Origin of the sequence: Streptomyces sp. NPDC016469, from assembly GCF_040632905.1 — a bacterium.
Classification (GTDB): Bacteria; Actinomycetota; Actinomycetes; order Streptomycetales; family Streptomycetaceae; genus Streptomyces.
Genome location: NZ_JBEYCQ010000008.1, coordinates 127,483 through 149,196, shown reverse-complemented (window position 1 = coordinate 149,196; position 21,714 = coordinate 127,483). Strand labels below are relative to the sequence as shown.

At 73.1% G+C, this 21,714-nt stretch carries 16 protein-coding genes; 6 read left to right on the top strand and 10 right to left on the bottom strand.

The features are described from left to right. Window positions 1-60: 60 nt before the first annotated feature. The 3 genes from ABZ565_RS11665 to ABZ565_RS11655 form a co-directional block, all read right to left on the bottom strand. Window positions 61-2,856 carry a protein kinase gene (locus tag ABZ565_RS11665; RefSeq protein ID WP_361023773.1) on the bottom strand — a complete coding sequence of 932 codons (2,796 nt, stop codon included), beginning with the start codon at window positions 2,854-2,856 and terminating at the stop codon, window positions 61-63. 199 nt (window positions 2,857-3,055) lie between these two features. Continuing rightward, window positions 3,056-4,972 carry a protein kinase gene (locus ABZ565_RS11660; RefSeq protein ID WP_361023770.1) on the bottom strand — a complete coding sequence of 639 codons (1,917 nt, stop codon included), beginning with the start codon at window positions 4,970-4,972 and terminating at the stop codon, window positions 3,056-3,058. Window positions 4,973-5,124: 152 nt separating this feature from the next. Continuing rightward, window positions 5,125-6,834 carry a glycerol-3-phosphate dehydrogenase/oxidase gene (locus ABZ565_RS11655; RefSeq protein ID WP_361023767.1) on the bottom strand — a complete coding sequence of 570 codons (1,710 nt, stop codon included), beginning with the start codon at window positions 6,832-6,834 and terminating at the stop codon, window positions 5,125-5,127. A 247-nt stretch (window positions 6,835-7,081) separates the two neighbouring features. Here ABZ565_RS11655 and ABZ565_RS11650 point away from each other — a divergent pair, with 247 nt between their 5' ends. Both ABZ565_RS11650 and ABZ565_RS11645 read left to right on the top strand, forming a co-directional pair. Then, window positions 7,082-8,344, top strand: coding sequence for a nucleotide sugar dehydrogenase (locus ABZ565_RS11650; RefSeq protein WP_361023764.1), 1,263 nt, complete (start codon window positions 7,082-7,084; stop codon window positions 8,342-8,344). A 122-nt stretch (window positions 8,345-8,466) separates the two neighbouring features. Further along, the gene (locus tag ABZ565_RS11645) at window positions 8,467-8,994 is read left to right on the top strand and encodes a hypothetical protein (protein WP_361023761.1); all 528 of its coding nucleotides are present in this window, start codon (window positions 8,467-8,469) and stop codon (window positions 8,992-8,994) included. A gap of 63 nt (window positions 8,995-9,057) precedes the next feature. On the opposite strand, the gene ABZ565_RS11640 is transcribed toward ABZ565_RS11645, so the two are convergent. The 4 genes from ABZ565_RS11640 to ABZ565_RS11625 form a co-directional block, all read right to left on the bottom strand. Beyond that, on the bottom strand, window positions 9,058-10,182 hold the full coding sequence (locus ABZ565_RS11640) for a GuaB3 family IMP dehydrogenase-related protein (RefSeq protein ID WP_161207219.1): 1,125 nt from the start codon (window positions 10,180-10,182) through the stop codon (window positions 9,058-9,060). Window positions 10,183-10,481: 299 nt separating this feature from the next. Continuing rightward, window positions 10,482-11,984, bottom strand: coding sequence for an IMP dehydrogenase (gene guaB, locus ABZ565_RS11635; protein ID WP_361023757.1), 1,503 nt, complete (start codon window positions 11,982-11,984; stop codon window positions 10,482-10,484). 150 nt (window positions 11,985-12,134) lie between these two features. After that, window positions 12,135-12,710, bottom strand: coding sequence for a sigma-70 family RNA polymerase sigma factor (locus ABZ565_RS11630; protein ID WP_361023754.1), 576 nt, complete (start codon window positions 12,708-12,710; stop codon window positions 12,135-12,137). Between the two features lie 248 nt (window positions 12,711-12,958). Further along, a complete protein-coding gene (locus tag ABZ565_RS11625) occupies window positions 12,959-13,570 on the bottom strand; it encodes a response regulator transcription factor (protein ID WP_003948568.1) in 612 nt (203 codons plus the stop codon). A 425-nt stretch (window positions 13,571-13,995) separates the two neighbouring features. Between ABZ565_RS11625 and ABZ565_RS11620 the strand changes: the two genes are divergently transcribed. After that, entirely contained in the window at window positions 13,996-14,319 is a 324-nt protein-coding gene (locus ABZ565_RS11620) for a WhiB family transcriptional regulator (protein WP_361023751.1), read from the top strand. Between the two features lie 139 nt (window positions 14,320-14,458). Here the strand turns inward: ABZ565_RS11620 and ABZ565_RS11615 are convergent, their stop codons facing one another. Continuing rightward, a complete protein-coding gene (locus tag ABZ565_RS11615; protein ID WP_361023748.1) occupies window positions 14,459-15,406 on the bottom strand; it encodes a LysR family transcriptional regulator in 948 nt (315 codons plus the stop codon). Window positions 15,407-15,495: 89 nt separating this feature from the next. Here ABZ565_RS11615 and ABZ565_RS11610 point away from each other — a divergent pair, with 89 nt between their 5' ends. Further along, window positions 15,496-16,167 carry an MOSC domain-containing protein gene (locus ABZ565_RS11610; RefSeq protein ID WP_361024089.1) on the top strand — a complete coding sequence of 224 codons (672 nt, stop codon included), beginning with the start codon at window positions 15,496-15,498 and terminating at the stop codon, window positions 16,165-16,167. Between the two features lie 52 nt (window positions 16,168-16,219). Beyond that, window positions 16,220-16,993 (top strand): SDR family oxidoreductase, encoded by a 774-nt coding sequence (locus tag ABZ565_RS11605; RefSeq protein ID WP_361023745.1) that lies wholly within the window; start codon window positions 16,220-16,222, stop codon window positions 16,991-16,993. Between the two features lie 27 nt (window positions 16,994-17,020). Here ABZ565_RS11605 and ABZ565_RS11600 read toward each other — a convergent pair whose 3' ends face one another. Both ABZ565_RS11600 and ABZ565_RS11595 read right to left on the bottom strand, forming a co-directional pair. Next, a complete protein-coding gene (locus tag ABZ565_RS11600; protein WP_361023742.1) occupies window positions 17,021-18,550 on the bottom strand; it encodes a right-handed parallel beta-helix repeat-containing protein in 1,530 nt (509 codons plus the stop codon). After that, window positions 18,547-20,331 carry a DUF2264 domain-containing protein gene (locus tag ABZ565_RS11595; protein WP_361023739.1) on the bottom strand — a complete coding sequence of 595 codons (1,785 nt, stop codon included), beginning with the start codon at window positions 20,329-20,331 and terminating at the stop codon, window positions 18,547-18,549. Before ABZ565_RS11595 ends, ABZ565_RS11600 begins: the two co-directional genes overlap by 4 nt. 169 nt (window positions 20,332-20,500) lie before the next feature. Here ABZ565_RS11595 and ABZ565_RS11590 point away from each other — a divergent pair, with 169 nt between their 5' ends. Beyond that, on the top strand, window positions 20,501-21,613 hold the full coding sequence (locus ABZ565_RS11590) for a substrate-binding domain-containing protein (RefSeq protein ID WP_361023736.1): 1,113 nt from the start codon (window positions 20,501-20,503) through the stop codon (window positions 21,611-21,613). The last annotated feature ends 101 nt before the right edge of the window (window positions 21,614-21,714 follow it).

Here is a 21,714-nt window from a genome sequence, read left to right as displayed (position 1 = left end):
CGCGCGGCCATGGAACCTCGCATCGCCCACGAGACCGCACTGTGATGCAGATCCCGTATGTCAGCCCGTCACGCGGTAGGACACGCTGGCCTGTTGGTAGATCTCGGTGATCCGGTCGCGTTCGTCCTCGGGGCCGATGACCTGGAGGATGTGGTACCGCCCGCCGACGAGCATGACGAGGTTCCGGACGTACACCTCCCGGCCGTTGGTGTCCTGCCAGGTGAACTGGCCCTCGGCCATGGCCTGTCGGCCGACGTCCGTACGCCGCAGGCCGCTCGCCGACGACCAGCTGGAGTCGCGGAACGGCTTCAGCTCCGGCTCCTTGTCCCGCTGGTAGTCGAGCGGGTCGCTGCCGTTGGCCTTCGCGGTGTCGCGGCCGGGGACGATGAGGACGCTGAACCCGTCGCTGCCGTAGCGGATCTGACGCTCCGCGTTGGCGGGGCTGCGCTGCCATCCCTTGGGCAGCCCGACCTCGAAGCCCTCGGCGTCCTTGCGCAGCGTGTACCCGGGGGCGAGCGCGGCGGCGGACCGGCTGGTCTGCGGCTTCTGCGCCCCGGACGAAGCGGGCGCGGACGGCTTCTTCGACGCGCTCGCCGTGGGCTCGGGCGTCGTGGACGCGGGTGGTGCGGAGGCGGCACGGGAGGGGGCGGCGCCGGTGCCCTCGTCCTCGCCGGACTTGGGCATGAACAGCACCGCGTACGCGATCGCCGCGACGAGTACCAGCATGATGAGGACGAGCAGGGTCCGGCCGAGCCGGCGCGGCTGGCCGCCCTGCCGCAGCGCGCGGGGTTCCCGTGGCTCGCGGGGCTCGCGGGGCCGGCGGGGCTCCTTGAGCCGGGGCTCGTGGTGCGTGACGGCGGTGCGGTCCACGGCGTCCCGGGTCTGCCGGTGCCGGGCGTGCGTCCCTCCGCCGCGCCGGAAGCGCCGCTTGCGGACGAGCTCGCCACGCCTGCGGACGACGGGGAGCCGGGTGGCGTCCTCCGCGGGCAGCGGAACGACGTCGAACCCGGCCTCCGGTTCCGGCGCCGACCGTACGAGGGAGCGCAGCCAGCCGCTCAGCTCCTCGACGTCCGGCCGCTCGGTGGGGTCCTGGCGCAGCAGCGACTCCACGACCGGCCGGAGCGGCCCGCACTCCTCGGCGAACGCGGGCGGTTCGCCGCACACCATCTGGACCAGCTCGGCCGCGTTGTCCTCGGGGTAGGGCGCGTGCCCCTGGACGGCGCGGAAGAGCAGCGCGCCGAGGGCCCACAGGTCGGTGGCGGGCCCGATGGGCGGCGCCAGCTGCCAGTTACCGTGCACGGGGCCGGCCTGCTCGGGCGCCCACCGCTCGGTGACCGCGCCGACCACGGCGATCCGTGCCTGCCGCGCCCGCTCGGCGGCGAGCGCGGTGGCGGGTCCGCGATACCCGGACGCGCCGGGGTCCTCGTCGTCCTCGTCGTCCCAGCGGCCGGAGGCGGCCCCGGGAGCCGGGGCGTCGGGCCCGTACGGCTCGTGGGCGTCCCGGCCGGGCGCCTCGGGGCCGTACGCCTCCCGGCCCGGGGGCGTGCCGCGGCGCGCGGCGTCGGCGCGGAGCGCGTCCCCGCCGGAGCCGCCCGCGGGAACGGGGCGCCCGGCGGCGGGTCCGTCGTCCCAGGTGCCGGTGAGGTGGAGGCGGCGGGGCGGCGGGCCGTCGTCCTCGTCGTCGTCCTCGTCGTCGTAGAGGCGGGCGTCGTACGGCCCCGGCGCGTCCGGGTCGCGCACCCAGCCGCCGGGCAGCTGCGGCAGTTCGGGGCGGGGGCGCGGCGGGGTGCCGGGGCGCGGCTCGTCCGGGCCGTCGTCGTACGCGTCGTCCCGCGCCGGCGGCAGGGCGCTCCAGGGCGCCGCGTCCGCGTCGTCATACGCGTCGTCGTCGTACGCGTCGTCGCGGGGGCGTCCCGGTGCGGCGGGGCCCGACGGCGCGGTGTCCCGTGCCCACTCGTCCCGGCCCGGCGGCAGCGCCGCCCCCCGGCGCTCCTCCTCGCCCCGGCGGACGGCGGCTCGGGTGCCCGCGCGGTACGCGGCGATCGCTCCGGCCCGGGCGCGCGCGGCGCTGTCCGCCCCGGGGGCGGGCACCGGCACCCCGGCGGGCGGCACCGGCCGGGGCTCGGGGCCCTCCTCGGAGCCGTACGGGCCCGGCTCGATCGCCGCCGGGCCCCGGGAGGCGGGCAGCAGGCCGGCGGGCGGCACGTACGGGCCGGTGGGGCCGGTCTCGACGGCGGGGCCGCCGAAGCCGTCCTCGGCCGGCTCCTCGTCGTCGGGGCGCGGCACCGGGCTGTAGCCGCACAGCGCCTCCTCGGCCGCCCCGGCGGCGAGTCCGGTCAGGACGACGCGCCCGTCGTCGCAGACGAGCACCGTGCGTACGGTGATGTTGCGGTGGGTCCAGCCGTGCGCGTGCAGCACGCGCAGCGCGGTGAGCACGTCGGAGCCGATCTCGGCGGCCCGGTACGGATTCAGCGGGCGCTCCGCGAGCAGCGCGGCGAGCGGGCGGGCGGCGACGAGTTCGCTCACTATCCACAGCGAGCCGGCCTCCGCGAACACGTCGAAGACCTGGTCCAGGCGCGGATGGTCGGGCACCTGGGCCGCCGCCTGGGCGGCCTCGATGGCGCGCCGCACGGCCGGGTCGGCGGGCCGCCGGGTGGTGCGCGGCGCGGCGGACGTCCGGCCGTCGCCCTCCAGGAACTCCGCGTCCACGACTTCGGGCAGCGGCACCTGACGGACCAGGACCTCCTGCCCGCTGTAGGTGTCGAAGGCCCGCGTCTCCGCGAGTTCGTACGCGTCGGACGGAGGCAGCGGAAGGCGGTAGCGGTCGGCGAGCACCCGACCCGCGTAGTCGTCCACGACGCCTCCCCAGAGCGCGCTGTCCCCCGGTCACAAAGACCGCACCGAATGGGTCGATCGCAGTCGCTTGCGGTGCAATTGACTGCGTGTTTCGGCTGCGTACGGTCTCCGGGCTCTCACCATACGTGGCAAGCGGCGACCGCGCGGCCGGGTCGGCGCAACCTGCGCCGCGCCCGCGCCGAATCCCGCCGCCGGCCGGCTAGTCGACCGGCTTGAACGAGTCGAACGCCGCCTTCCGCAGCGTCCGGCACTCCTTGCCCTCCCACTCGTCTGTCTTGCAGCTGATCATGATCGCGTAACCGTGGTCGCCGTCGACCTTGAAGCCCCGGTTGAGCACCCGGACCCGCTGCCCGTGCTGCTTGCGCTCGAACTGCCAGTCGGCGACGGTCGGATAGCCGTTGTACTGCACCTTCTGGATGCCCAGGTGGTGGTAGTCCGTGCTGGAGGCGGCGACCCCGCCCCGGGCGGAGTTCCACGAGGCGGCGGCGTCGTTGCCGGGCGACGAGGTGTAGTCGACCTGGAGGCGGGGAAAGCCGCCGTCCGCGTTGTAGATCGCGCCGGCGCCCTGGCCGGAGGTGGTGTCGAAGCGGAAGCCCTTGGGCATCGCGATGGAGAAGTGGAACCGCTTGTTGGTCACCGTGCGGTAGCCGGCGGGCACGGCGTCCTCGGCCTTGCCGCCCTTCTTCCCGTCCTCGCCCTGCTTGTCCGCGTCGTCGTCCTGGCCCTGGCCCTTGCCCTTGTCCTCGCCCTGGCCGGCGCCCTGCTCCTTGCCGCTGTCGCCCTGTGCGGCGTCGGAGGAGCCGTCCGAGGCGCTCGGCGACCCGGCGGGGGCGGAGGCGCCGGTGCCCTTCGCGCCGGAGTCGTCGGGCTTGTCGTCGCCGCCGAGCGTGAGCGCCAGCACCGTACCGAGGACCGCGAGCACGATGACGGCCGCGATGATCGCGAGGGTGCGGCGCGGGACCACGTCCGTGAGGGACGCCCGGGGCGCGGTGACCGGCGAGGAGGCCGGGCGCTGCGGCGGTACGGCCCCGGAGGGGGACGCGGCGCCGGGGGCGGGGGTCGGCCGGGCCGGGACGGGCGGTGCGGTGACGGGGGCGGCGGGCGTGGTCCGGGCGTTGCGCACGGAACGCAGCGCGCCGCGCAGCCGGTCGCGGGTGCCCTCGCCCGCGTCACCGGAGCCGGGCTCGGCGTCGGCGACGCCCTTGGGCAGCGCCATCACCTGCGTGGCGTCGGCGGGTGCCGGGGCGGGGCGCTCCGGCTGCTCGAAGGAGCTGATGACGTCGTTGAGCAGGGCACGCGCCCCGGCGTCGTCCAGCCGCTGTTCGGGGTCCCGGGTGAGCAGCCCGTAGATGACCTCCTCCAGCGGGCCCGCGTTCTTCGGCGGGTCCAGCGGCTCGGTCATGACGGCGGTCAGGGTCGCGATGGCGGAGCCCTTGTCGTACGGCGGGGAGCCCTCGACGCTCGCGTACAGCAGGCCGCCGAGCGACCACAGGTCGGCGGGCGGTCCCGGCTTGTGGCCGCGCGCCCGCTCCGGCGAGATGTAGGAGGGGGCGCCGACGAGCATGCCGGTGGAGGTGACCGACGGGTCGCCCTCGACCTGGGCGATCCCGAAGTCGGTCAGCACGACCCGGCCGTCCTCGGCGATCAGCACGTTGGACGGCTTCACGTCGCGGTGCAGGATGCCCTCGCGGTGCGCGGAGCGCAGCACGTCGAGGAGGGCGAGGCCGATCTCGGCCGCCCGTTTCGGCGTCAGGACACCGTCCTCGCGGACCGCCTCGGCCAGCGACTTGCCCTCGATGAGCTCCATGACGATCCACGGCCGGTCGTCCTCGTCCACGACGTCGTAGACCGTGACCGCGCCGTTGTTCCGGATGCGCGCGATCGCCTTGGCCTCGCGCAGCGTACGCGTGATGAGGCGGCGCTTCTCCTCCTCGTCGATGGCCGAGGGGAACCGCAGTTCCTTGACCGCCACCGTGCGGCCCAGGGTCTCGTCAATGGCACGCCAGACCGTGCCCATACCGCCCCGGCCGAGCACCTCCCCCAGCCGGTACCGCCCCGCCAGGAGACGTCCGTCCGTGTCCCCTTGGGGCTCCCGTGCCTGCTCCGCCTCCGACATGCGTCCCCTCTGCGATCAACCCGCCCTGGCAGAGCGTTCATTGTCCCCTACCCCGGGACCGGCCCCGGTGCCGGGTCCTGGTGGCCCTTCCGACACGCCGGAACCGGGGCTCCCGGAAGCGGAGTTCCGCCCGGCCCCGGCCTGATCCGGGGTCACAGCAGCGGCACGATGTCCGGTGCCCCCAGCCTGGCCGCGTCCGCCGTCAGGTCGTCCGGCTGGCGCTGCGACTCGCGTTCCGCCTCGACCCGCTTCTCGTAGTGCTCGACCTCGCGGTCGATCCGGCCGGCGTCCCAGCCGAGGACCGGCGCCATCAGCTCGGCGCAGAGCCGGGCGGAGCGGGTGCCCCGGTCGAAGGTCTCGATGGAGATCCGGGTGCGCCGGGTCAGTACGTCGTCCAGGTGACGCGCCCCCTCGTGCGAGGCGGCGTACACGATCTCGGCCTTCAGATAGTCGTCGGCGGCGGGCAGCGGATCGCCCAGCGCGGGGTCGGCGACGATCAGCTCCAGGACCTCCTCGGTCATCGAGCCGTACCGGTTGAGCAGGTGCTCCACCCGGGCGACATGGAGGCCGGTGCGGGCGGCGATCCTGGCGCGCGCGTTCCACAGGGCGCGGTAGCCCTCGGCGCCCATCAGCGGGATGTCCTCGGTGACGCAGTCGGCGACCCGCTGGTCGAGGGCGTGCACCGCCTCGTCCACGGCGTCCTTGGCCATCACCCGGTACGTCGTGTACTTGCCGCCCGCGACGACGACGAGGCCCGGCACCGGATGCGCGACGGTGTGCTCGCGAGACAGCTTGCTGGTGGCGTCCGACTCACCGGCCAGCAGGGGCCGCAGGCCCGCGTACACGCCCTCGACGTCGTCCCTGGTCAGGGGCGTCGACAGGACCGCGTTCACATGTTCCAGCAGGTAGTCGATGTCGGCGCTGGAGGCGGCCGGGTGGGCCTTGTCCAGGTCCCAGTCGGTGTCCGTGGTGCCGACGATCCAGTGCCGGCCCCAGGGGATGACGAAGAGCACGGACTTCTCGGTGCGCAGGATCAGGCCGGTCGAGGAGTGGATGCGGTCCTTGGGGACGACCAGGTGGATGCCCTTGGACGCCCGTACGTGGAACTGGCCGCGCTCGCCGATCAGCGACTGGGTGTCGTCGGTCCAGACGCCGGTGGCGTTGACCACCTGTTTGGCCCTGACCTCGTACTCACCGCCCGCCTCGACGTCCTCCACACGGGCGCCGACGACGCGCTCGCCCTCCCGGAGGAAGCCGGTCACCCGGGCCCGGTTCGCCACCTGCGCGCCGTAGGCGGACGCGGTGCGCACCAGGGTGGCGACATAGCGGGCGTCGTCCATCTGGGCGTCGTAGTACTGCAGGGCCCCCACCAGGGCCTCCCGCTTCAGGGCCGGCGCGACGCGCAGGGCCCGGCGGCGGGAGAGGTGGCGGTGCACGGGGAGGCCCCGGCCATGCCCCGAGGAGACCGACATCGCGTCGTACAGCGCGACGCCGGAACCGGCGTACAGCCGCTCCCAGCCCTTGTGCTGCAAGGGGTAGAGGAAGGGCACCGGCTTCACCAGGTGCGGGGCGAGCCGTTCGAGCAGCAGCCCGCGCTCCTTCAGCGCCTCCCTGACCAGGGCGAAGTCGAGCATCTCCAGATAGCGCAGGCCGCCGTGGATCAGCTTGCTCGACCTGCTCGACGTGCCGGATGCCCAGTCACGCGCCTCGACCAGACCGGTCGAGAGCCCTCTGGTGACCGCGTCCAGCGCCGTCCCGGCGCCGACCACGCCCGCTCCGACGACCAGCACGTCCAGTTCGCGTTCGGCCATGGCGGCCAGCGCCTCGGCGCGCTCCGCGGGTCCCAGTGTCGCTGTCCTCACCGCTGCCTCCCGGTTGCTCGGGGTGGTCCGGCACGGATCGCGGCCCCGACCATGCGTTCGGCGCCCGTGCCCACAGATCGATTCTGTCCGCGCTGCGCGACTTCAGCCACCGCCTGTGGACAACACCCCGACGACAAGGGCCTCACAATGCGACATATAGGTCATATTTACGCCTAACCTGACATAGCGCTGTCCACAGCGGTTGCGCTTTCTGTCTCCTGGTCTTAAGGGAAGGACGGCCCACCCAGTGCCTGCAGACCTCGCCGTCATCGGACTCGGTCACCTCGGCCTGCCTCTCGCCCAGGCCGCCGTCCACGCCGGTATCCAGACCATCGGCTACGACACCGACCCCCGGGCCTTCGCGGAGGTCGCGGCGGGCCGTGCCCCGGTCGAGGGATCGCTGCCGGCGTCCGACATCCGCCGCATGCTCTCGCTGGGCTTCCGGCCCACCACCGACCAGGCCGAGCTGGGCCGGGTCCGCACCGCCGTGATCTGCGCGCCCACCCCGCTCGGTCCCGACCGCACCCTCGACCTGAGCGCCGTCGCCGACGCGGCCCGCGCCCTGGCCGCCCGGCTGCGCCCGCACACCACCGTGCTCCTCGAATCGGCCGTGCCCCCCGGCACCACGGAGGGCTTCCTGCTCCCGATCCTGGAGGAGGGCTCGGGGCTGCGCGGCGGGCGCGACTTCCACCTCGCGCACTCCCCCAGCCGGCTCGACCCCGGCAACCGCACCCATGTCTACGCCAACACCCCCAAGGTCATCGGCGGCCTCACCCCCGCCTGCACCGAATCGGCCGCCGCCTTCTACGGCCGGCTCACCGACAAGGTGGTCCGGGCCCGGGGCACCCGCGAGGCCGAGATGACGAAGGTCCTGGAGACCAACTTCCGGTACGTCAACATCGCCCTGGTCAACGAGATGGCGATGCTCTGCCACGATCTGGGCGTCGACCTCTGGGACGTCATCCGGTGCGCCGAGACCAAGCCCTTCGGCTTCCAGCCCTTCCGCCCGGGCCCCGGCGTCGGTGGCCACGGCGCCCCGGTCGACCCGGGCCATCTCCCGTACCACCACCGCACCCCCGGCCCGCCGCTGCGAATGGTCTCGCTGGCGCAGGAGATCAACGAGCGGATGCCGCAGTACGTGATCCAGCGCTGCGCCACCCTCCTCAACGAACACGGGAAAGCGGTGCGCGGCGCGAGAATCCTCCTGCTCGGCGTCACCTACAAGCCGGACCTCGCCGACCAGGAGGCGTCGCCCGCCCGCGAGATCGCCACCCGGCTGATGGACATGGGCGCCCAGATCGGCTTCCACGACCCGCACGTCCTGGACTGGCGCGTCCGCCAACTCCCCGTCCCCCGCGCCGATTCGCTCTACGAGGCGGCCGCCGGCGCGGACCTCACGGTGCTGCTCCAGCACCACCGTACGTACGACCTCCAGGGCCTCGCCGTGAAGGCGCAGTTGCTCCTGGACACCCGGGGCGCGACCCCCGCCGGAGCCGCCCACCGGCTCTGATGACGGGCCCTCAGCCCAGTCCCCCCAAGGATTTCGGTGGGCCGATGTCGGAACCGACTGCTAGCCTGCGGCGTCACTCCTCGCACAGCAGTGCGTAGACGTCCCCAGGGGGAGAACCCAGCATGAGCCAGCCCGTACCACCGCCGAACCAGCCCTACGGCCAGCCCCAGGGCGGCAACCCGTTCGCCGGCCAGCAGCCCGGCGCCCCGTTCGGCGGCGGCCCCGCGCCGTTCACCCCGGCCCCGCCGGCCCGCAACAACATCGCGCTCGGTCTCGGCGCGGGCGTGGTCGCGGCCGTCGTCGGCGCGCTCATCTACGGCTTCATCCTGGGCAAGTCCGATCACCAGATCGGCTACATCGCGGTCGGCGTCGGATTCCTCGTCGGCTTCGCGGCGAGCAAGCTCGGCGGCGCGAACCCCGCCGTGACCGTCGTGAGCGCCCTGCTTTCCATCGGCGCCGTGTACCTCGGCCAGCTCGTGGGCATCTCGATCGCTCTCTCGGATTTTGCCCACGAGTCGGCGACCAGCATCTTCTTCGACCACTTCGGCGTCCTCACGGACGCGTACAGCGAGGCGGCCGACTTCAAGGACTACCTCTTCCTGGCCCTCGGCGCCGTCGGCGCCGTCGCCGGTGCGCGCAAGGGCGCGTAGCGAAACCCGGAGGGCCCGGACCGCGGCTGCGGTCCGGGCCCTCCGGCGTACGTACGAACGAACTCAGCGGCGGTGCTGGGAGTCCGCGACCGTCACCTCGACGCGCTGGAACTCCTTGAGGTCGCTGTAGCCCGTGGTGGCCATCGCCCGGCGCAGCGCGCCGAAGATGTTCATCGAGCCGTCCGGCGTGTGCGAGGGGCCGGTCAGGACCTCCTCGGTCGTCCCGACCGAGCCCAGGTCCACCAGCTTGCCGCGCGGCACGTCCTCGTGGACGGCCTCCATGCCCCAGTGCCGGCCCCGGCCCGGCGCGTCCGTCGCGCGGGCCAGCGGGGAGCCCATCATTACGGCGTCCGCGCCGCAGGCGATGGCCTTCGGCAGGTCGCCGGACCAGCCGACGCCGCCGTCCGCGATGACGTGCACGTACCGGCCGCCGGACTCGTCCATGTAGTCGCGGCGGGCACCGGCCACGTCGGCGACGGCGGTCGCCATCGGGACCTGGATGCCGAACACGTTGCGCGTGGTGTGCGCGGCGCCGCCGCCGAAGCCGACGAGGACACCGGCCGCGCCGGTACGCATCAGGTGCAGGGCGGCGGTGTACGTGGCGCAGCCGCCGACGATCACCGGGACGTCCAGCTCGTAGATGAACTGCTTCAGGTTCAGCGGCTCGGCCGCGCCCGAGACGTGCTCGGCGGAGACCGTGGTGCCGCGGATGACGAAGATGTCCACGCCCGCGTCGACCACGGCCTTGGAGAACTGGGCGGTGCGCTGCGGGGAGAGCGCGGCGGCGGTGACGACGCCGGAGTCGCGCACCTCCTTGATGCGCTGCCCGATCAGCTCCTCCTGGATCGGCGCGGAGTAGATCTCCTGGAGCCGGCGGGTCGCCGACTCGACGGGCATCTGCGCGATCTCGTCCAGCAGCGGCTGCGGGTCCTCGTGCCGGGTCCACAGCCCTTCCAGGTTGAGGACGCCGAGGCCGCCGAGCTCGCCGATGCGGATGGCGTGCTGCGGGGACACCACGGAGTCCATGGGGGCGGCCAGGAACGGCAGCTCGAAGCGGTAGGCGTCGATCTGCCAGGCGATCGAGACCTCCTTCGGGTCGCGGGTCCGGCGGCTCGGGACGACGGCGATGTCGTCGAATGCGTATGCCCGGCGGCCGCGCTTGCCGCGCCCGATCTCGATCTCAGTCACGATGTGTGGCCTTTCCCTCTGCGTCTGCGCTGTCCAGTATCCCCGACACACACCGGACCGGCGGCCGCATGGGGGTCGGAAGAAGGAGCGGGGCTGGGTGCGTGCAGCCGCAAGGCGGAGGATTGAGCCAACGCGGAGCGTTGGTGATTGACGACAACGCCGGAGGGGCCCCTCCCTGCTCGAGCGAAGCCGAGAGCTTGGGGGAGCGCGTGCCCAGCCCCGCGACGCCGCCCCCATGCGGCCGCCGGTCCAGGGGCGGCCCCGGGAACCCCGGTCCGCCCCTCACCTGCGCCGTCGCGCTACTTCTTGCTGTAGTTCGGTGCTTCGACCGTCATCTGGATGTCGTGCGGGTGGCTCTCCTTGAGGCCCGCCGAGGTGATCCGCACGAAGCGGCCCTTGCTCTCCATCTCGTCCACGGTCGCGGCGCCCACGTACCCCATGGTCTGGCGGAGGCCGCCGACGAGCTGGTGCAGCACGTTGGCGAGGGGGCCGCGGTAGGGCACCTGGCCCTCGATGCCCTCGGGGACGAGCTTGTCGTCCGAGGCCACCTCGGCCTGGAAGTACCGGTCCTTGGAGTAGGAGCGGCCCTGGCCGCGGGACTGCATCGCGCCCAGCGAGCCCATGCCCCGGTACGACTTGAACTGCTTGCCGTTGATGAACATCAGCTCGCCCGGGGACTCCTCGCAGCCCGCGAGGAGCGAACCCAGCATCACGCTGTCGGCGCCGGCGGCGAGCGCCTTGCCGATGTCGCCGGAATACTGGAGGCCGCCGTCGCCGATGACCGGGACGCCCGCCGCACGGGCGGCCAGCGCGGCCTCGTAGATCGCGGTGACCTGCGGGACGCCGATGCCGGCGACGACGCGGGTCGTACAGATGGAGCCGGGGCCGACGCCGACCTTGACGCCGTCCACGCCGGCGTCGATCAGGGCCTGGGCACCGTCGCGGGTCGCCACGTTGCCGCCGATCACGTCGACGCTCACGGCGGACTTGATCTTGGCCATCCAGTTGAGCGCGTTGCTGTTGTGGCCGTGCGAGGTGTCCACGATCAGGAAGTCGACGCCCGCCTCGGCCAGCGCCTGGGCGCGGTCCAGTGCCTCGGGGCTGGCGCCCACGGCGGCACCGACGAGCAGCCGGCCCTCGGCGTCCTTGGCCGCGTTCGGGTACTGCTCGGCCTTCTTGAAGTCCTTGACGGTGATGAGGCCCTTGAGGAGGCCCGCCTCGTCCACCAGCGGCAGCTTCTCGATCTTGTGGCGGCGCAGCAGCTCCATGGCGTCCACGCCCGAGATGCCGACCTTGCCGGTGACCAGCGGCATCGGCGTCATGACCTCGCGCACCTGGCGGGAGCGGTCCGACTCGAATGCCATGTCGCGGTTGGTGACGATGCCGAGCAGCTTGCCCGCCTGGTCGGTGACCGGGACACCGCTGATGCGGAACTTGGCGCAGAGCGCGTCCGCCTCGGCGAGCGTGGCGTCCGGGCCGACCGTGATCGGGTCGGTGACCATGCCGGACTCGGACCGCTTGACCAGGTCGACCTGGTTGACCTGGTCCTCGACCGAGAGGTTGCGGTGCAGCACGCCGACGCCGCCCTGCCGGGCCATCGCGATGGCCATGCGGGCCTCGGTGACCTTGTCCATGGCGGCGGACAGCAGCGGGATGTTGACGCGGACGTTGCGCGAGATGAGCGTCGAGGTGTCGACCGCGTTCGGCAGCACTTCGGATGCGCCCGGCAGCAGCAGCACGTCGTCGTATGTCAGCCCGAGCGTCGCGAATTTCTCGGGCACTCCGTCGACGTTTGCAGTCATGACACCTTCCCCAAATGGCCTTGATCGGTGCGGATGTCCATGCTAACGGGCTCGGGAGGCGTCTCATTCCACGAGCAAGATCACCCGCAGTTTCTGTAGCTTTCTACGGCAGTGGCGTACGTCTCCGAGGCACCGGGCCCACCGCTCGGCTCACTGCTCCGCGAGGGCCCGCAGCCGGCTCAGCGCCCGGTGCTGGGCGACCCGGACCGCGCCCGGGGACATGCCGAGCATCTGCCCGGTCTCCTCGGCGGTCAGCCCGACGGCGACGCGCAGCACGAGCAGTTCGCGCTGGTTCTCCGGGAGGTTGGCCAGGAGCTTCTTGGCCCAGGCGGCGTCGCTGCTGAGCAGCGCGCGCTCCTCGGGCCCGAGCGAGTCGTCGGGGCGCTCCGGCATCTCGTCGGAGGGCACCGCGGTCGAGCCGGGGTGCCGCATCGCGGCGCGCTGGAGGTCGGCCACCTTGTGACCGGCGATGGCGAAGACGAAGGCCTCGAAGGGTCTGCCCGTGTCCTTGTAGCGCGGCAGCGCCATGAGGACGGCGACGCACACCTCCTGCGCCAGGTCCTCCGTGAAGTGACGGGCGTCACCGGGCAGCCGGTTCAGCCGGGACCGGCAGTAGCGCAGGGCGAGCGGGTGGACGTGGGCGAGCAGGTCATGGGTGGCCTGCGCGTCGCCCTCGACGGCGCGGTGCACCAGGGCACCGATCACCGTCGTCCCGTCGTCGCGCATCGAACCATGGTGCCCCGGTCCCGCTTCATCCGCGGCACCGCGTCCGTAGTTGTGCACCGAAGCGTTATGAGCGGGTGCGCCGGAAGTCATGTCCTGCGCCCTCCCCTTCCGCTCGACCGAATCGTTCCCGAGGAACTCCACGTCTCAAGGATGCGGCATCGGCCGGGAAGCGTCACATACCGCCGGATCGGCGGGGTACGGCTTGCGCCGCACCCCCTGCGCCCGGGCCCGCGGGCCCGGGCCGACTGTCAGCGCACCAGGCCCCACCGGAAACCCAGGGCCACCGCGTGGGCGCGGTCCGATGCGCCGAGTTTCTTGAAGAGCCGCCGGGCGTGCGTCTTCACCGTGTCCTCGGAGAGGAACAGCTCGCGCCCGATCTCCGCGTTGGAGCGGCCGTGGCTCATCCCCTCCAGCACCTGGATCTCGCGCGCCGTGAGCGTGGGCGCCGCCCCCATCTCGGCCGACCGCAGCCTGCGCGGGGCGAGCCGCCACGTCGGGTCGGCCAGCGCCTGCGTGACGGTCGCCCGGAGCTCGGCCCGGGAGGCGTCCTTGTGCAGATAGCCGCGGGCACCGGCGGCGACCGCGAGCGCGACGCCGTCCAGGTCCTCGGCGACGGTCAGCATGATGATCCGGGCGCCGGGGTCCGCGGAGAGCAGCCGCCGGACCGTCTCCACCCCCCCGAGCCCGGGCATGCGTACGTCCATGAGAATCAGATCCGAACGGTCGGCACCCCAGCGGCGGAGGACTTCCTCGCCGTTGGCGGCCGTCGTCACACGCTCGACGCCGGGCACGGTCGCGACCGCGCGACGGAGCGCTTCTCGGGCAAGCGGGGAGTCGTCGCAGACGAGGACGGAAGTCATGACCGCCCTCCGCAGCTGATGCGCGTCACCTTGAGCCTCCAGGCTGTTACAAGTCGTCACCTGTGCGGTTGACGCTCTCGGACATCTGCCCGATCGCTCTTTCTGCCAACCGCCTCCGCACTCTCAACGATGGTCACTCGAAAGAGTTACGGGTCGGAAGACCGAGTTCGGCACTCTACGTGAGTACGCGCTCACGGAGGAGAGCGCCACGGGTCGTCCAGTCGTCAACCGAAACTTTTGGTGGACCCGTGCCCCATTTAGCGGGATTTCTTCCCTTTTGGTGGTGTCTGTGGCTAGATTCGCAATCAGTCATATTTACATCTACTAACACCGTAGATGTACGGTCTTGTACGCGGTCATCGACGAGCACCCACCCACGACGCACACGACGCTTCCGACTCAGCACGGTTTCGAGGGGACAAGCAATGGCCGATTTCTCCCGACTTCCCGGACCCAACGCCGATCTGTGGGACTGGCAGCTGCTGGCGGCCTGCCGCGGGGTCGACAGCTCGCTCTTCTTCCACCCCGAGGGGGAACGCGGAGCCGCCCGGAGCGCGCGCGAGACCTCCGCGAAGGAGGTCTGCATGCGGTGCCCCGTACGCGCGGAGTGCGCGGCGCACGCACTGGCCGTACGCGAGCCCTACGGGGTGTGGGGCGGGCTCACCGAGGACGAGCGCGAGGAGCTGATGGGGCGTGCGCGCAACCGGCTGATCACGGCGGCACCGGCGTCTCCGCCGGGGCATGGGTGACCTTCGCTGCGCGTATCGGAGGAGAAACGTTTCTTCACCTCACCCGCCCCTTCCCGAAACCTGGGGCTACGCCCCCGGGCCCCCGCTCCTCAAGCGCCGGAGGGGCTGGTTTTCGCGGCTCCGCCCCGGGCCCCGCGCCTCAGACGCCGGCGGGGCCGGATGGTGCGGCGAGGCTGGATTTCGCGCCGGTGGGGCTTGATTTGCTCGCGGCCAGTGCCAGGTGGTCCAGGGTGGCCGCCACGGCCGGGACCCGCGCCAGGTCGGGCAGGGTCAGGGCGACGATCTCGCGTTCGATGGCCGGCACCACCGTGACGGTCCTGGCCCCCCGGGGGCGTACCGACTCGATGGCCAGCGCCGGCAGCACGGCGACCCCCAGGCCCGCGCCGACCAGGCCGATCACCGCCGGGTAGTCGTCGGTGGCGAAGTCGATGCGCGGGGTGAACCCGGACCCCTCGCACACCTCAACCAGCTGCCTGCGGCACCGGGGGCACCCGGCGATCCAGGATTCTCCGGCCAGTTCTGCGATGCCCACCTCGTCCCGGTCCGCCAGCGCGTGCCCCTCCGGGACCAGGCCCGTGAGCCGGTCGGTGAGCAGCGGGCGGACCACCAGGTCGTCCCATTCGGCGCCCGGTTCGCCGTACCGGAAGGCGAGCGCGATGTCGCAGTCGCCGTCGCGCAGCATCTCCACCGACCGGGGCGGCTCGGCCTCCACGAGGGAGACCCGTGTGCCGGGGTGGGCGGCGCGCAGGGCGGCGAGGGCGCCCGGGACCAGCGACGAGCTGCCGCTCGGGAACGAGACGAGCCGCACCCGGCCGGCCCGCAGTCCGGCGATCGCGGCGACCTCCTCCTCGGCGGCGGTGAGCCCGGCGAGGATGCCGGAGGCGTGCCGCACCAGCGCCTGGCCCGCCTCCGTCAGCCGCATCTCGCGCCCGGTCCGGATGAGCAGCGTGGTCCCCGCGGAGGACTCCAGGGCCTTCATCTGCTGGCTGACGGCGGGCTGGGTGCAGCCCAGCTCGCGGGCGGCGGCGGAGAACGAGCCGGTGGCGGCGACGGCGCGCAGGACGCGGAGGTGGCGGGCTTCGATCACCTCTCCATCATAAGCAACACTTGGGGCGACCGCGAAATATTCATGTGCGACTTTGGGCGGCCCTTGGATACCGTTCCGGTATGACCGCGATGACTGTGCTCACCGTGAACGCGGGGCGTCCCACGGCGGCGTCCTACACCGATGCCCCCGGTGGCAGGACCGGGATCGACAAGCGGCCCGTGGACGGGCCGGTCCGGGTCTCGGACCCCGGCCCCAGGGGTGAGGGCGGCAGCGGGCTCGCCGGGGACGCGGTGTGCGACCTGCGCCACCACGGCGGCTCGGACCAGGCGGTGTACGCCTTCGCGCGCGAGGACCTGGACGCCTGGGAACGGGAGCTGGGCCGCTCGCTGGCCAACGGCTCGTTCGGGGAGAACCTGACCACGGCGGGGCTGCGGGTCGGCGAGGCCCTGATCGGTGAGCGCTGGCGGATCGGCGGGGAGCTGGTCCTGGAGGTCGCCTCGGGCCGCATCCCGTGCCGCACGTTCCAGGGCCACCTCGGCGAGGCCCGCTGGGTGAAGCGGTTCACGCGGGCGGCGGCCCCGGGGGCGTACCTGCGCGTGATCACGCCGGGGTCCGTCCGGGCGGGCGACCCGGTCGAGATCGTGCACCGGCCGGACCACGAGGTGACGGTGGAGCTGCAGTTCCGGGCCGTGACGACCCGGCGCGACCTGCTGCCGCTGCTGCTTCCGGCCGGCGAGGCGCTGTGCCCGTCGACGCTGCGCACGGCGCGCGCGTACGCGGCGGAGCTGACCACCTCCTGAGCGCCCGGGAGCGCCCGGGGGCGCCGTTTCCGGATGCTCTAACGTGCCGCGTATGACGACTGCACTGATCACGGGCGCGACGGCGGGTATCGGTGCCGCCTTCGCCCGGCGGCTCGCCGCCGACGGGTACGACCTGGTCCTGGTGGCCCGGGACGCGGAGCGGCTGCGCGAGCAGGCGACCGAGCTGCACGACCGGCACGGCATCGAGGCCGAGGTGCTGCGGGCCGACCTGTCCGACGACAAGGGCATCCGCGCGGTCGAGGAACGCCTCGGGAACGCCCGGCACCCGGTCGACCTGCTGGTGAACAACGCGGGCTTCGGCAACAAGGGGCGCTATCTGGAGGTCCCGATGGCCGACGAGCTGACGATGCTCAAGGTGCACTGCGAGGCGGTGCTGCGGCTGACCTCGGCCGCGGCGGCCCCGATGCGGGAGCGAGGCCGGGGCGGCATCGTCAACGTGGCCTCGGTCGCGGCGTTCGTGCCGCGCGGCACGTACGGGGCGTCGAAGGCGTGGGTCGTGCAGTTCAGCCAGGGCGCGGCGAAGGACCTGGCCGGGTCCGGGGTGCGGCTGATGGCGCTGTGCCCGGGCTTCGTGCGTACGGAGTTCCACCAGCGGGCCGGGATGGGCACGGGCAACATCCCGGGCTGGATGTGGCTCGACGCGGACAAGCTGGTGAGCGCGGCGCTCACGGACCTGGCGCGCGGGAAGTCGGTGTCGATCCCGGACCCGCGCTACAAGGTGCTGATGGGCGCGGTGAAGCTGGTCCCGCGCGGCCTGCTCGGAGGACTGACCTCACGAACAGGCCGCGCGTACGGACCGCAGTAGGAGGGGCCGCGGTGGCGGGGCCCGGGGCTACTTCACGCCGCGCCCCGCGTAGGCGCCGATGTTGGGGGCGCCGGGCCTCAGGCGGTTGCCGAAGTAGTCCCGGCCGCCGTTGTCCTCGACCACCGCGCCGGCGGCGAGGGCCGGGGAGCCCGCGCCGAGCCGGAAGTCGTCGCGCAGCAGCGGGTCGGTGGTGATGCCGCCCGGGTTCGGACGGGTCATCGGGGCGCCGTGGAAGGCGTTGTGGTCGAAGGCCAGGCCGGGCGTCGGACTGGTGAAGCCGTAGCCGCCGGTGCCCTCGCTCACGAAGAGGTTGTTGGTGACGCGCTGCTCGTGCACGGTGGTGGCCGGGCTGCTGTTGTCGTCCTGCACCAGGTACTTCGGCACGGTGTCCTTCGAGTTGACGAAGGTGTTGTTGTAGACCTGCGTGTTGAGGATGGGGCCCCAGCAGTTCTGGAGCAGCCGCTCGCCGTCGTCGCGGCTCACGTTGTACCGGGCGACCGTGTCGACGGTCCTGGCGCCGCTGTACGGGCAGACCAGCAGGAAGCCGCCCTTGTTGTCGTGGCTGTAGTTGTACTGGAAGACCGTGTGCCGGGAGGCCCCGTCGGCGTCGAAGGACATGCCGTCGTGGGTGTTCCCGCCGCCGGAGACCTCGTTGTACTCGACGGTGGTGTCGTCGGTGTTGAAGGTCCAGATGCCCGCGTTGGCGGAGGGCGAGCGCAGCTGGAAGCCGTCGACCCGGTTGTGGTCGACGCGCGCCCCGGCGGTGGTGTCGAGCTTCATGCCGTCGCCACCGATGGACCGCAGGGTGTTGTACGAGATCCGGACGTGCGTGGAGGGTGTCCAGTCGCCCGGGTAGGCGGTGGGGTCCTGCTGGTTGCCGACCAGGTCGCGCTTGGAGTACGTCGACTTGAAGTAGACGCCCTCGCGGTCGACGTCCTCGATGAGGTTGTGGTGGATGTCCAGGCCGTCGTAGCTGCTCGCCCTGGTCGTGCCCTCGACGGCGATGTGGATCGCGCTGGATCCGGTGAGGGTCTTGTGGTCGCCGCCGCGTACGTCGTGGATGTAGAGGTGGTCGAGCTCGAAGCCCCGGGCGGTGCCGTAGTCGGTGAGGCGCAGCCGGATGCCGTTGCGCTCGGTGCCGGGGGCGGCGGCGTTGGTGATCTCCAGGTTCGAGACGCGGTAGTGCTGGGTGTCGGCGAGGAGGATCACGTCGTGCGCTCCGGCCCCGTCGAGCACCGCGCGGGAGGCGTGGCGGCTGCCGTAGTCGGAGACGGTGACGGGTGCCGACGCCGAGCCCGCGCCCCGGGGCGTGAGCGTGCCCGTGCAGGTGGAGCCGCGGTGGAAGACGAGGCGGTCGCCCGGCCCGAAGGTGTGGGCGTTGGCCTCGGCGAGGGTGGTCCAGGGGTGGTGGCGGGAGCCGTCGCCGGGGGCGGTGGCCGCGCAGTCGACGTAGAAGGTGCCCGGCCGGTGGCCGGCGGCCTGGGCGGGGGTGGCCAGTGCGGTGGCCGCGAGGGCGGTGAGGGCTGCGGTCGCGAGAAGGGTGCGTCGGCGGCTCATGATTCCTCTGATTCCTCCGGGAGATGGAGTACGGCGGCGGCGCCGTCGTGCCAGGTCACATGGATCTCGTGGGGGCTCTGTACGCGGATGTCCGCGAGGGTGCCGACGGGCGCCGGGTCCGGCTCGCCGGTGAGTGAGGCGAGCGCGACGAACAGGGACCGGGGCCCGGCGGTGGCGCCCTCGACGGCCAGGAGTCCGGAGGTCTCGCCGAACATGGTGTCCCCGCCGGGCAGTTCTCGGACCCCGGTCCCGTAGCCGTGGACCGGGTGGAGCTGGGCGGTGAGCGCCGGGTCGCCCCCGGCCGCCCACCCCGTCTGGCGGACGGGCGTGCCGTCGGGCGCGCCCGTGACCAGATGCGCCCGGACCTCGGCGCGGCCGCGGGCGAGGGTGGCGGAGACGACGCGGACGCCGGGGCCGCCCGGGTGCGGGGTGTGCGCGGAGACGGCCGGGCCGAGGGGGTCGGCGGTGAGGCGGGCGGTCGGCTCGCCGTCGGGGAGCAGCGCGAAGTGGTTGTCGCGCTCGGCGGGACCGTGCGTGGGGCCGGTCCGGGTGGAGTACGCGAAGCGGGCGTAGCCGGGGTCCTCCTCGTCGCCCACGTGGTTCGAGCCGTGGTTGTGGAGCCGGACGAGGCCGTCCGCGGCGGTGGACTGGAGGAGCATCCCGGTCGGGCCGAGGACGGTCACGGCGTCCGCGGTCTCGGCGGGCAGCGGCTCCTCGTCGGCCGTCCAGACGGGGTGGTCCGGGGGCATCAGGAGTCCGAGGAAGCCCTTGGAGGCCCAGTACGGGGAGGCGGGCCCGGAGTACGTCTGGAGCATCGGCTGGTAGGGGCGGTGCCAGCCCAGGGTGAGGAGGCCGTCCCGGTCGGTGGCGCCCCGGTCCTGGAAGTGGCGGAGGGTGCCGGAGGCGAGGCGGCGGGTCGCGCCCGGGGTGAGCGGGGTGTGGCCGGTCAGGGCGCCGAGCCAGGGGGCGGCCGCGGCGGCGAAGCGGTAGATGAGGGAGCGGCCGAACGGCATGGGGGCGCCGTCCGCGCCGAACATGCGGCTGTAGTCGTCCAGGTGGCGGTGCAGGCGGGGGCCGTAGCGGTCCAGGAGGTCCCGGTCGCCGGCGAGGTGGGCGTGCAGGACCGGGTAGAAGTGCATGGCCCAGGCGTTGTAGTGGTCGAAGGAGCGGTTGGGGCCGTCGCTGTACCAGCCGTCGCCCAGGTACCAGCCCTCCACGTGCTCCAGCGCGCGGTCGATGGTCTTCCGGGCCCGGTCGGTCTCGATGCCCGCGTCCTGGAGGAAGCCGGCGACGGTGAGCCCGAAGAGCCACCAGTTGTTGTTCACCGGGGGCGCGTCGAGGGCGGGCAGGAGCCAGTCGACTGCGCGCTGACGGGTGCGCTCGTGCAGGGTGTCCCAGAGCCAGGGGCGGGTGAGGCGCAGGCCCAGGGCGATGGAGGCGGATTCCACGATGGCCTGGGGTACGTCCGCGATGCGGGGCCAGGCGTCGGGGCCGCCCGCCGGGTCCGACGTGCCGGCGGCGAGCCCTTCGGCGTACCGGCCGAGGAAGCCGTGCGGGTCCTCACCGCGCGCCCCGGCGGTCCGCAGCGCGGCGAGCAGCCAGGTGCGGGCGTACCCTTCGAGGCCGTCGGAGAGGGGGCCGGACCAGCTCGGCCGGGGGCCGGGGAGGTCGATGCGGCCGTGGCGGGGCGAGGCGTAGGGGCGTACCGCGAGCAGCAGCCGGTCGGCCGCCCGCTCCCAATCGGCACGGGTGTACCCCGTGTACGGACTCGTCGTGGGCATGATGCTCCCAGGGGAGGCGGACTTCGGCGTCGCCGGGAATCCTGAACCGCGGATTGATCGAACGTCAATGGCGAAGTAGCGAATGATCGAAACTTCCGTCAATCGATCACAGTGGATAGGGTCTGGCGAGCCGAGCCACCACATCGCGATTTACAAGGGGACTGCCGCCGTGCGCGAGAGTGCAGCTGAACGTCACGACCGACTTCTGGCCCTGGTACGGGAGCGCGGCTCGGCCCGTGTCTCCGATCTGGCCGGCCTGCTGGGGGTCTCCCCCGTCACGGCGCGCCGCGACGCCGAGGCGCTGGCCGAGCGCGGACTGCTGGACCGGGTCCACGGCTCGGTCTCCTGGCCCCGGGACGCGTCCGCCGCCGCCCCCGGGCCGGGCGGCGGCGGCCCGGTGCTCGGGCTGATCGCCCCCTCGGCGACGTACTACTTCGCCGAGGTCATCCGGGGCGCGCACGAGGCGGCCGCGCGCGCCGGGGGCCGGCTCGTGCTGCGGATCTCCGACTACCGGCCCGAGGGGGACCGGGCGCGCGCCGAGGGGCTGCTCGCCTCCGGGGCCGACGGGCTGCTCATCGCCCCGGCCTGGCGGGGCGCCGAGGACCAGGCGGCGTACGGGGACTGGATGGCCGGGCTGCCGGTGCCCGCCGTGCTCCTGGAGCGCACCCCGGCACCCGGATCGCCGCTGGACGGCCTGGACCGGGTCTGCTCCGACCACCGGCACGGGGTGCTGCTCGCGGTGCGCCATCTGATCGGCCTCGGCCACGGCACCCCGCTCCTGGTGGCCCGCGCCGACAGCCCGACCGCGCTCGCGGTGCGCTCGGGGTACGAGGACGCGCTCGCGGTGCTGGGGCTGGCCGACGGCGCCCCGGCGATGATCGGGACCTCCGGGCCCGAGGTGGAGCCGGAGCGCTTCGAGGAGGCGGTGCGCGAGGTGCGCGACGCGGTGGTCTCCGGCCGGGCCACGGCGGTGGTGGTGCACAACGACGTGGACGCGATCCACCTGGTGCAGCGCCTGTCCGAGCTGGGCGTGCGGGTGCCGGAGGACCTGGCGGTGATCGCGTACGACGACGAGGTCGCCGCGCTCGGCGACATCCCGCTCACGGCCGTCAGCCCGCCCAAGCGCCACGTCGGGCGGTACGCGACGGAGCTGCTGATCGGGCGGCTCGGCGCCGGGCGGGACGGCGCGGGGCGGGACGGTTCCGGGCGGGACGAGGACGAGCCGGGCAGGCATCTGGCACTGCTGCCACGGCTGCGGGTACGGGCGTCGACCGCTCGATAACGTTCTGATCTTTTCTCGATCAATCAATCTTTCGCTCTTGACTTCGGTCATCGGTGGACCAAGGATCACGCCCAACGTCCCTGTCACCGTCGACTCAGGAG